This is a genomic window from bacterium, assembly GCA_019912885.1.
Lineage (GTDB): Bacteria > Lernaellota > Lernaellaia > JACKCT01 > JACKCT01 > JAIOHV01.
This window is the reverse complement of the sequence record JAIOHV010000123.1, coordinates 36,201-50,165: the sequence shown is the minus strand read 5'-3', so window position 1 is coordinate 50,165 and position 13,965 is coordinate 36,201. Positions and strand designations below refer to the sequence as shown.

Here is a 13,965-nt window from a genome sequence, read left to right as displayed (position 1 = left end):
GGTCGGGAATCGGCCGCCACGCCCCCTCCGCCCGCGCGTGCCAGGTCGCGCGGCCGTCCTCGTCGACACGCGCGAGCAGATCGGCCGAGCCGTCGCGATTCAGGTCAACCGTCGCGCGCTGCACGCGCCCGGCGAATATCCACGCGCCGATTTCCGCAAGGCCGTCGCCGTCGCGATCGATCGCGAACGCGATCGTCTCGCCGTTCCAGGCGATCGACCGGCCTCCCCGGTCGTCGATCTCGGCGACGAATGCGGATGGCGGATCATCATCCGCGAAGGCCATCGGCGGCGCGACAAAAAGCGCCGCCGCGAGTAACGCGATGATGGCAGGCGTCGAAGAGGCGTAAATCCACGAGAACATTCGGCGTTCGGGATAGCACACGCGGGTTGGGCGCGCCAGAAGGGGAAACAGCAGGGACAGCGACGCGCGTCGCGAACCGGAATGGCGATGGGGATTTGCGATGACCTTTCGGAGTTCCGGACTTTCAGACTTCCGGCCTCTTCGTGATATTATCGCCGGATGACCACCGCCGAATCGCTTGTCGAACAGCTTCCGCCGCCGGCGCTCGCCGCGAAGGAGTACTTCGACGCGGGATTTCCCATCATTTACATCGTCTCCTGGGAAGAAGAGCGCGTTTGCGAACACCTCGGCCTACTTTGCACGCTTGCGCTCGATCCGCCGCGCTCGTTCGTGACGTGGTCCGCGACGGAGGGCTTTTCCGACCGGCCCGACGGCCCCGAACAAGCCCGGAACGACCCCATCGCCGCGCTCGACCGCGCCATCCACGACGCGACCCCGTCGCTGTTCGTCCTGAAGGATTTTCACGTTCCCATCCGCGAGAGCGCGGATGTCGTGCGCCGCATCCGCGACGCCGCGGCCGCGCTTCGCGGCACGGATCGCGCGGTCGTCTTTCTCGCGCCGATCACCCAAATTCCGCCGGAGCTCGTCAAGGACGTCGTGGTGCACGACTACGCGTTGCCGGACGTGACCGAGATCGCGTCGATCGTGGAGAACGAGGCATGGACGCACGCGCACGGCGGCGGATCGCCCGCGACAATCGTCGAGCGCGACCGCGAGGCGTTCCTGCGCATGTTCCTTGGCCTGACGCGCGCGGAAATCCGGCGCACCGTGCGCAAGATGCTGCTGGCCTCGCGCGAGCTATCGCAAAAACAGGCCGACTTCGTCATCGAGGAAAAGCGGCAGATCCTCCGCAAGACGGAAATCCTCGATTTCATCCGCCCGCGCGACGATCTCTCCCAGGTCGGCGGGCTCGACCGCTTCAAGCAGTGGTGCCGCGTACGCGAGCGCGGATTCTCGCGCGAGGCGCGCGATTTCGGCCTGCCGATCCCCAAGGGCATCCTGCTCACCGGAATCTCCGGTTGCGGCAAGAGCCTCGCCATCACCGCGCTGGCCAAGGACTGGAACCTGCCGCTCCTGCGCCTGGATATGGGGCGCATCTTCTCGGGCATCGCCGGCGGCCCGGAGGAATCGCTGCGGCGCGCGATCCTGACCGCGGAGGCCGTCTCGCCCTGCATCCTCTGGGTAGACGAGATCGAGATGGGCGTGTCCGTATTTTCCGACTCCGTCGAGTCCGGCTCGACAAGCCGCATCTTCGCCTCGTTCCTCACGTGGATGCAGGAAAAGACGCAGCCCGTCTTCATCGCCGCGACCGCCAACGACATCGATCGCCTGCCGCCCGAGTTTATCCGCAAGGGGCGCTTTGACGAGGTGTTTTTCGTCGATCTGCCCGAGGAAGACGAGCGCGCCGAGATCTTCCGCATCCACCTGAAAAAGCGGAAACAGGATCCGACGCGCACGTCCATCGAAAACCTCGCGCGCTCCACCAAGGGCTTCACCGGCGCGGAGATCGAACAGATCCTCATCTCCGCGTTGTACGAATGCTTCGCCGAAAATCGGTCGCTCGATCTCATGGATATCTATCGCAACATCGACCGCACCGTGCCGCTGTCGATCACGATGAAAGAGCAGATCACGAAGACCAAACGTTGGGCCGACAACCGCGCCGTGCGCGCCAACAAGTGATTTTTCGGCGAGGCTTCATGAAACGCATCCTGTTTGCATGCGTGTTGATGGGCGCGTTCGTCGCGGCGCTCGCCGCGTCGCCGGCCGGCGCGTTTCCGATCGGCCTCGAACTCCTCCAAAATCCGGGCCGCCTTCCCGAGCCGCGCATCCCCTCGCTCGCGCGCCAGGTTTCCTCGCACGACCGCACCGGCGGAAACGAGGACGGCTTCCTCGGAACTTATGCGTTCTTGTATTACGACCAGATCTCCGGTGAATTCACGTTGCTCGACGAAAAAGGCGAAGGGTGCGTTTCGAGGATGTGGTTCACGCTGCTCGCCACGTCGGGCGATATCCGCATCTACATCGACGACGCGCCCGCGCCCGTCGTCGCCATGCCGATCGAGGAATTTCTGTCCGGCGCGGTCCCGCCGTTTCTGTCTCCGCTCACCGGCGACAACCAGGTCTCCTCCGGCGGCTTCTACAACTACGTGCCGATCTGTTTCAAACAGGCGGTCCGCATCGCGACGACCGGCCTGCCCCATTTCAACAACATCACATACGAGCGATTCGCGCCCGGCACGGTGAGCGAATCGTTCACCGGCCTCGAGGATTTTTCAAACGCGATCGCGCTCTGGGAGACGCCGGCGCAGGCGGCGCCCGATCTCCCGCCGCCCGCGTTCAACGGTACGGTCACCGCCGATCCCGGCGACGATCACGTTGCGTTTTTCACCTACGACGGCGCGGGCGTCATTCGCGAAATTCGCGTGACGCCCCCGCTCGTGCTGACCGACGACTTCCTGCGCAAGACCGTCTTGTCCGTCACCTTTGACGGCGCGGCCCAGCCGCAGATCCTGGCGCCGCTCGGCGGTTTGTTCGCCGTGCCATACGCCGAGGCCGACACGCGCGCCTTGCTCGCGGGCGTGGATGAGACCGGCGATCTGTACATCCGTTTCCCGATGCCGTTTTTCCTCGGCGCCGAATTTTCGATCACGAATATCGGCGACACGCCCGTCTCGTTCGATATCGCCATCCCTATCGACTCCGCCGCGCCGGAGATCCACACGCCGTATTTCCAAGTGACGGCGCAGGGCGCGCTGACGGCATCCGGAAGCGACTACATCGCGCTTGACGCGACCGGCCGCGGGCATTTCGTCGGCCTTGTTCTGGACATGACCGGCACGCACCTTCGCTACTACCTGGAAGGCGATGAGCGCGTTCATATCGACGGTTCGCGCTCGCCGTCGCTTTACGGCACGGGAACCGAGGACTACTTCAACGCCGGCTGGTACTTCGAGCACGGCGTCTTCACGCTGCCGGCGCACGGATTCGTGACGCACCGCCCCGGGGCGACGACCGACACCTCCGTCGCCTACCGGTTGCACGTCGCCGATCCGCTCCCGTTCCACGACGGATTCCGCTTCGGCATCGAGCACGACTACAACAACCTCGTGCCCGACGACGTCTATTTCTCGACGGCCTTCTGGTACGGCGCGCCCGACCCCGCGATCCGTCTCGACGCCGAGGTGGATATCGGCGAAGGCACGGCAAAGAACGCACGCGCATTCGAGGGCGAGGTCATCGACGGCGAACCGGTCGCATTGACCGCATTCTTCGAGGGCGACGCGGACGACATCCCCTTCACCGACGATGGTTACAACGTCGAGGGCGAAATCTCCGTCGTCGTGACGATCAACCCGCGCAACGAAGGGCTTCTCCTTCGCCGCCGGATGGATGCGGCGATCAACGCCCAGCGCGCGCAGGTTTACGTGGACGGCGTTGACGCCGGCGCGTGGCAGACGCGCGGGCGAAACGTCTCCAAGCGCTGGCGCGACGAGCGATTTCTCATCGCCCCGGAACTGACGGCCGGAAAAACGCAGGTCGAACTGCGCTTTGTCCGCACCGGCCCCACGCCGTGGACGATTTATCAATTGTGGGTCCACAGCGTCGTCACGCCGCTGCCGTCGCGTCTTGTCTCCATCGAGTTGACGCGCGAAGACGGCGACGCGCCGGCGGCGGTCGGCGAGACCGTGCGGCTTTCCTTGCTCGGCGCCTACCTGGACGGAACGATCGAGGACGTATCCGCCGTGGCCGACTGGAGCGCGGCCGGTGCCGGCCACGAAATGAATCACGGGTATTTTACGCCGTTCGATTGTGGTGCGTACGTCATCGGCGCATCGGCCGGCGGCCTCGACGCGGCTCCCCTGACCGTTTCGGTGGATTGCGGCGGCGAGGACGACGACGATTTCGATGACGATCTCGGCGACGACGACGATGACGGCCCCCCCGATGCGGGGGACGACGACGCGCTCGATGACGACGATGCGTTGGAGGGGGACGACGATGACGACGGGTGCGGGTGCTGACGCATTTGCGTTGATGCGCGCAAAAATGCGATAATTCGAGGTCGAATATGGCTCGCGAACAGACCATCGGCGAGGAAATCGCCAACAGCGTGACGCACGGAATCGGCGCCGCGCTATCCGTCGCCGCGCTCGCGATCCTGGCGACGCTCGCCTCCTTAAGAGGCGACGCGCTGCACGTGGCCGGCGTCACCGTTTTTGGCGTGACGCTCGTGCTTCTCTACCTCGCCTCCACGCTGTATCACGGCTTCCAGTCGCCCGGCGTCAAGCGCCTGTTCCGAATGATCGACCACGCCGCGATCTATCTACTGATCGCCGGTACGTACACGCCATTCACGCTCATCAGCCTGCGCGGCGCGTGGGGATGGACCCTGTTCGGAATCGTGTGGGGCATCGCCGTCGTGGGCATCGTGCTGACGCTTCTTTATCTGGGGCGCGCGCGCGTCCTGTTCACCGCCCTGTACGTCGGTATGGGCTCGATCGGCGTCATCGCCGTCAAACCGCTCGTCGCGTCGCTGTCCGCCGCGGGCCTTGCGTGGGTTGTCGCCGGCGGGCTTTTCTACATATTCGGCGTCGTGTTCTACCTGTGGCGCCGCCTGCCCTACGGCCACATGGTCTGGCACCTGTGCGTTCTCGGCGGCAGCGCCTGTCACTTCTTCGGCGTGCTTTACTACGTCCTGCCGCCCGCGACGCCTCTCGCGTAAACGCAATTTCCACCGGCCGGGGCCGGCGGAATTTTTCAACACAAAAAACCGAACAACACAAAGAGCACAAAGTTCAATTTGTGGCCTTCGTGTCTTTGTGCCTTCGTGTTGAACGGCGATGGAATTGCGACGGAATTCCCCATTCGCAATTCCCAATTCCCAATTCTCAATTGAATCAGACGTCGAGATTCGATACGTCGAGCGCGTTTTCCTCGATGAACTTGCGCCGCGCCTCCACATGCTCGCCCATGAGGATCGTGAAGATGTCGTCCGCCGCGACGGCGTCCTCCACGCGCACCTGGAGCATCGCGCGGTTCGCCGGATCCAGCGTCGTCTCCCAGAGCTGATCCGGGTTCATCTCGCCAAGACCCTTGAACCGCTGGATCACCAGGCCGCGATTGCCGATCTCGATGATGCGCGCGAGCAGTTCGGAGTGCGTCGCCGACGTTGTCTCCCCCTTGCCGTCGATGACCATCCACGGCCCCGCGCCAAGCGCCGACAACTCGCCCGAAAGTTCCAGCAACCGGCGGTACTCCACCGTCTCCACGACCCCCGCGTCGAGCCGGCGCGGCGCGCGATCGCCGTTATCGCCGTTCGTCGTGATGCTGAATGTGCTGTATTCCTTGTCCTCGACGACCTCGCCGGTGTGCACGCCGGCGTCCGCGAGCGCGCGCGCCAATCGCGCGACAGATGCGCGATCGCGGAAAAACCCGCGCTCGGCCACGCCTTCGCGCAGCATGACCTCGGCCACCTCGCCCCGCACCGAGCGCTTCTCCAGATGCTCCAGAAGCCGGCCGCGGCGCATCAGCGCATGGGCGATCGTCACCAGCGCGTCGCCGGTGATCTTCGCGTCGCCGGCCAGAATGCTCGTCTCGTCCGCCGCGCGCGCGAGCAGGTACGCATCCAGCTCGCCTTGCGTCTTTTTGTATTCCGCGCTCTTGCCGCGCGTTACCCGATAAAGCGGCGGCTGCGCGATATACAGATGACCCGCCTCGACGAGCGACGGCATCTGCCGGTAGAAAAACGTCAAAAGCAGCGTGCGGATGTGCGATCCGTCCACGTCCGCGTCCGTCATGATGATGATCTTGTGGTAGCGCAGCTTGGCCAGATCGAAATCCTCGCGCCCGATGCCCGTCCCGAGCGCCTGGATCATCGTGCCGACCTCGGCGTTGCCGAGCATCTTGTCAAAACGCGCGCGCTCCACGTTCAGGAACTTGCCGCGCAACGGCAGCACCGCCTGCGTGCGGCGGTCGCGCCCCTGTTTGGCCGAGCCGCCGGCCGAATCGCCCTCGACGATGAAAAGCTCGGACAGCGACGGATCGCGCTCCTGGCAGTCCGCGAGCTTGCCCGGCAGGCTCGAAAACTCCAGCGCGTTCTTGCGCCGCGCCAGGTCGCGCGCCTTGCGGGCCGCGTCGCGCGCGCGGGCGGCGTCCACCGCCTTCATCACCACGCGCTTGGCCACCGCCGGATTTTCGTCGAAAAACTCCGCAAGCTTCTCGTTGACGAGGCTCTCCACGATCCCGCGAACCTCGCCGTTGCCGAGCTTGGTCTTCGTCTGGCCCTCGAACTGCGGCTCCGGCACCTTGCACGAGAGCACGAGCGTCAGCCCCTCGCGCACGTCGTCGCCCGAGAGGTTGCTCTTCTGGTCCTTGAACAGGTTGCTCGACTGACCGTACGCGTTGATCGTTCGCGTCAGCGCCGCGCGGAAGCCGGACAGGTGCGTGCCGCCCTCGTGCGTGTTGATGTTGTTCACGAACGAGTATTCCTGCTCGACGAAGCCGTCGTTGTATTGCAGCGCCACCTGGACGATCACGCCGTCACGGTCGCCCTCGAAAAACACCGGCTTCTCGTGGATCGCGCTCTTGTTGCGGTTCAGGTATTCCACGAAGGAGACGATGCCGCCTTCGTAGATGAACGTGTGTTCCTTATCCTCGCGCTCGTCACGGATCGTGATTTTCGTGCCCGGATTCAGGAACGACAGCTCGCGAAGGCGCGTCGACAGGATGTCGAACGAATATTCAAGCTCGGTGAAAATCTCGGCGTCGGGCTTGAACGTCACGCGCGTGCCGCGCTTGTCGGTCGTGCCGACAACCTCGAGCGGCGCCACCGCGTGCCCGCGCGTGAACGACATGCGGTGCACCTTGCCCTCGCGCTTGATCTCCAGATCGAGCGTCTCGGACAACGCATTGACGCACGAAACACCCACGCCGTGCAGGCCGCCGGACACCTTGTACGCGCCCTTGTCGAACTTGCCGCCCGCGTGCAGCACGGTCATCACGACCTCGGCCGCGGACTTGCCTTCCTTGTCGTGCCAGTCGACGGGAATGCCGCGGCCGTTGTCCTCGACGGTGATCGAATTGTCGATGTGGATGATAACGTCGATCGCGTCGCAATGATTGGCCATCGCCTCGTCGATCGAGTTGTCCACGACCTCGTACACCAGATGATGCAGGCCGACCGAACCGGTCGAGCCGATGTACATCGCCGGGCGCTTTCGCACCGCGGACAGTCCTTCCAAAACGACGATGTTTTTGGCCGAATAGTCGTCGGTCGGCACAGCCTTGCCCGCGCCGCCGTTGCCGTTCGCATGTTCGCGAGGGACCAGATTTTCCAGAATCGCCACCTCTTCGGCGGCGGTCAGCGTCTTGTCTTCGGACATGGTGTCAAACGATCCGCGAAAACGCCCCGCGGCGATAATCCGCTCGCGCAAGGCCGGTGAAAAAACGAACAAAAACAGGGCCTTTCCGAAGACCGGAAAATCCCCGTTGAAGCATACGTAAATCTACAATTTTTCTGCGTTTTCGTCAATCGAGCCCATGCCGAAAAACGCCCGCGGCGGGAGCCGGAATATCCCCCGCCGCGCGGCGTCTTTTTGGGTCGTTTTTGACTACTCGCTCACCACCACGCTGTAGCCGAACATCGTGTCCGAGTGCGGCTGGCAGTGGTAGTCGTAGGTGCCCGCCGTGTCGAATGTGAACTCGAAATCCTCCCCCGGCGACAGGAACTCGTCGAAGAGCGATCCCAGATCCCCATCGCCCGGATTCCCGCTCGTCACCGAGTGCTCCTCCGTGCCCGTATTCGTCCAACGCACCGTGTCGCCGGCGCTGATCATCACGGGGTCGATCGACACGTCAAAATCGAAGATATCCACATCGAGCGGACCGTCGTCGTCACCCGCATCGTCGTCACCCGCATCGTCGTCATCGGCATCGTCGTCGTCGGCATCGTCGTCGTCATCGGCGTCGTCGTCATTTGCGTCGTCGTCATCGGCGTCGTCGTCATCCGCATCGTCGTCGCCTGTCGCGTCGTCATCGTCGTCATCGTCGTCGTCCCCGCAGGCCGTCATCCACGAAACGCACGCCAGCCCGATTGCCAGAATCAAAACTCCAAAACGCTTCCATCCGCGCATATTTCCTCCTTCGATTCCGCGTCCCGCGATGGGCGCGGGGAACTTAGCCGGACTTACCCGGCGCGATACCGCCCGGCACCCCGTTCGGCGCGGCGGGACGCGAACAACGCGATCACTCGCTCACGTTCACCGTGAATCCACTCATCTGGTCGGGGTGAAACCCGCAGAAATAGCTGAACTCACCAACCGTATCGAAGGTGTGCGTGAAACTTTCGCCGGGCGACATCTCGCCGTCGAACTCCGATCCCGCATCGCCGTCGCCGGGATCGCCGCTCGTCACGGTGTGGGCGACGTCGCCCGTGTTCGTCCAGCGCACGGATTCGCCGACCAACACATCGATGACCGCCGGATCGACATCGAACTCGAAGATCTCCGCGTCAACCGCGATATCGCCGCCATCGTCGTCGTCGTCATCGTCGTCATCATCGCCGTAGGCGTCGTCATCATCGTCGTCGTCGTCGCCGCAGCCGAAGGCCACGACGCTCAAGGCAAGAATCACGGACGCCATCAAGCCGAACCATCGAAACCCGCGCATGAATGCCTCCTTCATCCGCCGGACCCGGCGGAAAAATGAAGCGCGGAGTGTAGCACTTCGCCCGGACGGTTCCGATGCGCTTTTTCGCGTTCGCGAGATCGCAAACGAATTCGCGCCTTTTTGGCGCCGCCGCCGCGCGATCGTGATATCGCCCGTTTACAACTCGAAAAGGGGGTGCGCGATGCCCGTCATGATGATCATGCAATGGAACGACGTGACGCCGGAGCAGTACGACGCCGTGCGCGAGGAAGTGGGATGGGAGCGCGAGGCGCCGAACGGAGGCGTCTACCATGTCTGCGCGTTCGAGGGCGACACGATGCACATCACGGACGTGTGGGAATCGGCGGAGGATTTCGATTCGTTCGTGAACAACCGCCTGATGCCCGGCGTTCAGAAAGTCGGCATTCCCGGCGAGCCCGTGGTGAAGGTCCTCCCCGCGCATCGCGTCTTCGCGCCCGGATACGAATGAATCGCCGAATAGGCTGGAAGGCTGAAAGTCTGGAAGGCTGAAAGTCTGGAAGTCTGGAAGCCTGGAAGTCTGAAAGTCTGGAAGTCTGGAAGCCTGAAAGTCTGGAAGTCTGGAAGGTCGTCACAAATTGGCGTGTCGATGACGCCGTGAATTGCGCCGAGCTAATTTTCGCGTTTGCGATGACCTTTCAGACTCCCAGACTTCCAGACTCTCAGACTCTTTTTCTCTTTTTGCCTTCGCGATGACCTTTCAGTCTTTCAGCCTTTCAGTCTCCGCGATTTGCGCCGCCATGCGCATGGCCGCCACCATGCTCGCCGGATTCGCCTCGCCCTTCCACGCGATATCCGGCGCGGTGCCGTGGTCCGGCGAAGTGCGGATGATCGGCAAGCCGAGCGTGATGTTCACGCCCTCGTCGAAGTGCAACAGCTTCAGCGGTATCAGCGCCTGGTCGTGCGTCGGCGCGAGCACGACATCGAACGCGCCGCGCACCGCTTTAACGAAAACCGTGTCCGCGGAATGCGGCCCGGTGATGTCGATGCCCCGCGCACGCAGCGCCGCCACCGCCGGCGCAAGGATGTCGTCGTCTTCGCGCCCGAACAGCCCTCCCTCGCCCGCGTGCGGATTCAGCGCCGCGAGCGCCAGGCGCGGCTTCGCGATACCAAATCGCGCGCGCAGCTCGCGATCGACGATGATCGCCTGCACCTCGATCAATTCGCGCGTCAGCAGATGCGGCACGTCCGCGAGCGCGACGTGGATCGTCAGCGGCACGACGGAAAGCGAAGGCCCCGTCAGCATCATGACCGGCGGGTGCGTGTTCGTGAGTTCGGCCAACAGTTCCGTGTGCCCGGCATGAGTGCCCGCCGCCGCGAACGCCTCCTTGCTCGCCGGCGCGGTGACGATTGCCTCCGCCTCGCCCGCCATCGCCAGGGATACCGCCTTCTCGACGCACGCCCGCTGGATCGCGCCGCGAATCTCCGGATTTGCGTTGAACACCACGGGCGACGCGGCCGACGCGCCCGGGGGCGCGACAAGCGGCGCCTTTTCCGCGAATAGTTGCACGTTGTCGGGGGAAAATCGCGCGACCGCGCGGCGCATCACCTGCGGATCGGCCACCAGAATCGGCCGGCAAAACGAAAGCGCCTCGGGCAGCGCCTTGACGATCACCTCCGGCCCGATCCCGGCCGGATCGCCCATTGTGATCGCGATGCGGGGGAGCGTGTCAGACATCGACGTGCAGAATAGTCTGGAAGGCTGAAAGTCTGAAAGTCTGGGAGGTCATCACAGAATCGCAATTCAACACAAAAGCACGAAGTGCACAAAGAAAACGCATCGCGTCCAAAATTTGTGTCATTTGTGGCTTTGTGTTGGCCAGCGATTCTGCGATTTATTCCGCATTCCGCGTTCCGGAATGACCTTCCAGCCTTTCAGCCTTCCAGTCTTTCAGTCTCTTGGGTCGAGTTCCGGCACCTTGATATCGACGTAGCTCTTCGTGTACAGCTCACGCGCCAGCCGCCGCATTTCCGTGTCGATCGTCTCCTTGCGCAGGTCCATGCGGATCTGGTCCTCGACCTCCTCGAGCGGACGCACATCCGCCGTCTCGCGGGCCAGGCACTTCAGGATGAAAAATCCCGCCGCGTCGCGAAACACGGTGGAAACCTCGCCCGCCTTCAGATCGCCCGCCGCGCGGCGGTAATCCTCGCGCAGGTCCTTGTCGATCGCGAACGTGCCGAGGAACCCGCCGTTCTTCGCCGTCGGCCCTTCCGACACCGCGCGCGCCGTCTCGTCGAAATCCGCGCCCGCCAGAAGCTGCTCGTAAGTCGTCGCCGCGCGGTCGAACGTCTCGCGCACGACATCCGGCGACGCCTCCGCCGGGAGATTGAAGCGGATCTCCGAGAGCGTCACCTTCGCCTCGCCGAGGAAGTCCGATTCGTGCTGCTGATAATGGATACGCACATCCTCGTCGGACACCTTCACCTTGTCCTTCAGGCGAAAGCTCACGTATTGCTCGCGAAGGATCTGCTTGCGGATCTGGTCGCGCAGATCGGTCATCGTCTTGCCTTCGCGCGCGAGCACGTCGGTCAGGTCCGCGCGCGTCATGCGGTTGCTCGCGATCAGGCGGTCGATATACGCATCCACGTCCGTCTCCTCGACGGGCAGCCCCAACCGGCGCACTTCCGTCTCGAGCAGCTTTTGCTCGATCGTATCGCGCAGCACGCGCTTCTTGATCTCCAGAATCGCGCTCTCGCGCTCGGCCGCGGAAAGATCCCCCACGCCCGCCAGATACGCCTGCACGAGCGGCCGGCTCTTGATCTCGAGCTCGAACTCCGTGACGATCTCGTCATCCACGATCGCCACGATGCGGTTGATCGTCTCGGCGAACGCCGGCGCGGCAAACGCGAAAACGAAAAGCGCGGCAAGCGCGAATTTGGTCTTTCGATTCAGCATGGATCTCCCACCCCCCGAACGCCCCACGCCGGGCAGGCGCGGCATTCTAGGGAAAAGGCGAATGCATCGCAAATCGTTTCTCTAGAGAACCTCGACAATTCAGTAAGTGCGAATTTGGCCATCTCGTAATTCCGTTGAAATAGGAATTTTTGCCGACTTAACCGCAGAATGATTTGCAAACAACAACCTAATTGTACGAATCGCTATATAACTATCCAATAATAGTTGACGCTGATCTTTAAATAATTTTTGATCGAATACGTCTTCGTCTATTGAATGGGCTGGTTTTTGCCGAAGTTTGCGAATTCGACGAAATGTTGCAAATGCTTGTTTTAAAGGGACTGGATCTTTCGGACGGTATCTATAGCCAATCCACTCTTCTAGCGCGGCCAGCGTTCCCTTTTGATCAATTTTTACTTCGCCGCCGTCAAGTTCGTTTCTTATCTCTAAAGAAATATCGTCTCGAAAAAATCTCTTGTCAATATTGTCCGAAATCATCTTGTCAATCAATAATACAAATTCATTAAATTCGGCTAGCGTTGGGCGGACTAGAAACGAAAATTTTTTCGGCGGATTTTCATAAAATGTGTTCCGAAACAAACCAATGCGACCCATCGCTGCACACATAAGATTTATTACGTGAAGCTCTTCAACGAAAGCCGCCGTCAACGGTATCTTGTCAGGAAAATTCCCATAAGATTGTTCGAGGTAAACGGGATGAATTATGTATTCGCCGCTCATCTCTCTAGCTTTCCATATAATTTGGTGTTCAGCGCTCAATTTCGACAAATACACAGTAAATACTGCGACAAAACGATAATCATCTTTGTCGTAGCAAAAACCGAAAGTCTGCAACATGATTTGGTCGTGATCTCGTACTTTGTCGTAAAAGGTATCGCTTATTGCTATGTGGCCTTCGACGTCGTCATTTATATAATAATATCTAGGGTCATTGCGGTACCACTCCAGTATTGACACATCGAACGCCTTAAAAGATAGATCCGGTTCACCTAAAGCCCTGCAAAGAGTGTAGGGCTGCGACGCGTATTCGGATCTATCTACAACTTTTGTCAGCACGGATGGCGTTGGATACAAGCACGCATTTGTGAACCCCGGCGTTTCCATTTTTGCGATTTGATTTTCAATGGGAATCGCGGGCAACGCGCGTATATGCGGGTTTGGATGGCGGTCATCGTACACAATTTCAACTTTACCAGATTCAACTAGCAATCGGATATCTTTTTTAATCGAATCGATCCCGTCATCTAATTCCCGGTCAATAGCAGCAACCGGCAATCCATTAAAATCGCCGGAGATCAAGAATTGTTCCGTAACAAAATCGAGCAATTGTTTGTCGAAACTACTTCTGGGATGCTCCGAAGCGAGCTTTTTCGAAAGGCGTTCTTGTTTATGATTTCTTCGCTTTTTCATAATTGACTCCCACGAGCACGACCTTAATACAACGCTTCGCCGCGAAATTCAAACGCGTCGAAAAGGCGCCATACGGTGACATTGCGCCAATCGGCAGCTATTAATTCCCGTCAAACGGTGTAAGCGAAAGGCCCGCGGCCGCCGAATGCACGACGTACCCCGCCCCCGCCTTTTTCCCAAGATCCTCGCGAAATGACCGAATCCCCGCCGCCATCTCCGGCCTCGGCGTGGCGGTGAGCTTGTCATTCGTAGTATCCAAGAAATTGGATTCAAAAAATACACGTAATTACGCCTAGATACCTCGTGAAGCGTGCAAATTTGCATTTCAAATGCAAATTTGCAAGGACCTTTCCCGGGACCGTAGGCGGCTCGCCCGCTTCGAAAAAATTACGTCTTCCCGAAGCGCCCCCAAAAACCACCATCGCTTTTTCCCGCGACGGCCGCTCCCCGGGACCGCAGGTGTCCTCACCTGCTTTGGATCGATTTAAAATACGGACTCAATTCCGCGCCACCACGTGGTGAATTTGCCGGGGCGTGGCCGACCGCGCACTCCGCTTCGCTCCGTTTGCGGCCCTGACATCGCAACGCG

At 61.2% G+C, this 13,965-nt stretch carries 11 protein-coding genes; 4 read left to right on the top strand and 7 right to left on the bottom strand.

Annotation, left to right across the window (positions count from 1 at the left end; translation table 11 throughout):
* Positions 1–361: hypothetical protein (locus K8I61_10270; GenBank protein MBZ0272412.1), on the bottom strand; the 361-nt coding region annotated here is incomplete at its 3' end.
* Between the two features lie 159 nt (positions 362–520).
* Here K8I61_10270 and K8I61_10265 point away from each other — a divergent pair.
* The 3 genes from K8I61_10265 to K8I61_10255 are packed head-to-tail and all read left to right on the top strand — an operon-like array spanning position 521 to position 5,087.
* Positions 521–2,044 (top strand): AAA family ATPase, encoded by a 1,524-nt coding sequence (locus K8I61_10265; GenBank protein MBZ0272411.1) that lies wholly within the window; start codon positions 521–523, stop codon positions 2,042–2,044.
* 17 nt (positions 2,045–2,061) lie between these two features.
* Positions 2,062–4,386 (top strand): DUF2961 domain-containing protein, encoded by a 2,325-nt coding sequence (locus K8I61_10260; GenBank protein MBZ0272410.1) that lies wholly within the window; start codon positions 2,062–2,064, stop codon positions 4,384–4,386.
* 47 nt (positions 4,387–4,433) lie between these two features.
* A complete protein-coding gene (locus tag K8I61_10255; GenBank protein ID MBZ0272409.1) occupies positions 4,434–5,087 on the top strand; it encodes a hemolysin III family protein in 654 nt (217 codons plus the stop codon).
* A gap of 175 nt (positions 5,088–5,262) precedes the next feature.
* Here the strand turns inward: K8I61_10255 and gyrB are convergent, their stop codons facing one another.
* The 3 genes from gyrB to K8I61_10240 all read right to left on the bottom strand — a co-directional run bounded on the left by gyrB (position 5,263) and on the right by K8I61_10240 (position 9,031).
* On the bottom strand, positions 5,263–7,746 hold the full coding sequence (gene gyrB, locus K8I61_10250; GenBank protein ID MBZ0272408.1) for a DNA topoisomerase (ATP-hydrolyzing) subunit B: 2,484 nt from the start codon (positions 7,744–7,746) through the stop codon (positions 5,263–5,265).
* Between the two features lie 228 nt (positions 7,747–7,974).
* Complete coding sequence (locus K8I61_10245) at positions 7,975–8,496, bottom strand: hypothetical protein (protein MBZ0272407.1); 522 nt, start codon at positions 8,494–8,496, stop codon at positions 7,975–7,977.
* Positions 8,497–8,608: 112 nt separating this feature from the next.
* Positions 8,609–9,031: a hypothetical protein gene (locus K8I61_10240; GenBank protein MBZ0272406.1), complete on the bottom strand. Its 423-nt coding sequence runs from the start codon at positions 9,029–9,031 to the stop codon at positions 8,609–8,611.
* A gap of 181 nt (positions 9,032–9,212) precedes the next feature.
* Between K8I61_10240 and K8I61_10235 the strand changes: the two genes are divergently transcribed.
* Positions 9,213–9,500, top strand: a complete 288-nt coding sequence (locus tag K8I61_10235; GenBank protein MBZ0272405.1) for a hypothetical protein — start codon at positions 9,213–9,215, stop codon at positions 9,498–9,500.
* Between the two features lie 249 nt (positions 9,501–9,749).
* Here the strand turns inward: K8I61_10235 and pdxA are convergent, their stop codons facing one another.
* From pdxA to K8I61_10220, 3 genes are all read right to left on the bottom strand, one after another.
* A complete protein-coding gene (gene pdxA, locus K8I61_10230; protein ID MBZ0272404.1) occupies positions 9,750–10,727 on the bottom strand; it encodes a 4-hydroxythreonine-4-phosphate dehydrogenase PdxA in 978 nt (325 codons plus the stop codon).
* Between the two features lie 213 nt (positions 10,728–10,940).
* The gene (locus tag K8I61_10225; GenBank protein MBZ0272403.1) at positions 10,941–11,945 is read right to left on the bottom strand and encodes a SurA N-terminal domain-containing protein; all 1,005 of its coding nucleotides are present in this window, start codon (positions 11,943–11,945) and stop codon (positions 10,941–10,943) included.
* A 99-nt stretch (positions 11,946–12,044) separates the two neighbouring features.
* Positions 12,045–13,376 (bottom strand): AAA family ATPase, encoded by a 1,332-nt coding sequence (locus K8I61_10220; GenBank protein ID MBZ0272402.1) that lies wholly within the window; start codon positions 13,374–13,376, stop codon positions 12,045–12,047.
* Positions 13,377–13,965 lie beyond the last annotated feature (589 nt).

Excerpts from the sequence above, each read along its gene's own strand:
- K8I61_10265 (MBZ0272411.1), top strand. The coding sequence starts at position 521 with ATGACCACCGCCGAATCGCTTGTCGAACAGCTTCCGCCGCCGGCGCTC.
- K8I61_10260 (MBZ0272410.1), top strand. The coding sequence starts at position 2,062 with ATGAAACGCATCCTGTTTGCATGCGTGTTGATGGGCGCGTTCGTCGCG.
- K8I61_10255 (MBZ0272409.1), top strand. The coding sequence starts at position 4,434 with ATGGCTCGCGAACAGACCATCGGCGAGGAAATCGCCAACAGCGTGACG.
- gyrB (MBZ0272408.1), bottom strand. The coding sequence starts at position 7,746 with ATGTCCGAAGACAAGACGCTGACCGCCGCCGAAGAGGTGGCGATTCTG.
- K8I61_10245 (MBZ0272407.1), bottom strand. The coding sequence starts at position 8,496 with ATGCGCGGATGGAAGCGTTTTGGAGTTTTGATTCTGGCAATCGGGCTG.
- K8I61_10240 (MBZ0272406.1), bottom strand. The coding sequence starts at position 9,031 with ATGCGCGGGTTTCGATGGTTCGGCTTGATGGCGTCCGTGATTCTTGCC.
- K8I61_10235 (MBZ0272405.1), top strand. The coding sequence starts at position 9,213 with ATGCCCGTCATGATGATCATGCAATGGAACGACGTGACGCCGGAGCAG.
- pdxA (MBZ0272404.1), bottom strand. The coding sequence starts at position 10,727 with ATGTCTGACACGCTCCCCCGCATCGCGATCACAATGGGCGATCCGGCC.
- K8I61_10225 (MBZ0272403.1), bottom strand. The coding sequence starts at position 11,945 with ATGCTGAATCGAAAGACCAAATTCGCGCTTGCCGCGCTTTTCGTTTTC.
- K8I61_10220 (MBZ0272402.1), bottom strand. The coding sequence starts at position 13,376 with ATGAAAAAGCGAAGAAATCATAAACAAGAACGCCTTTCGAAAAAGCTC.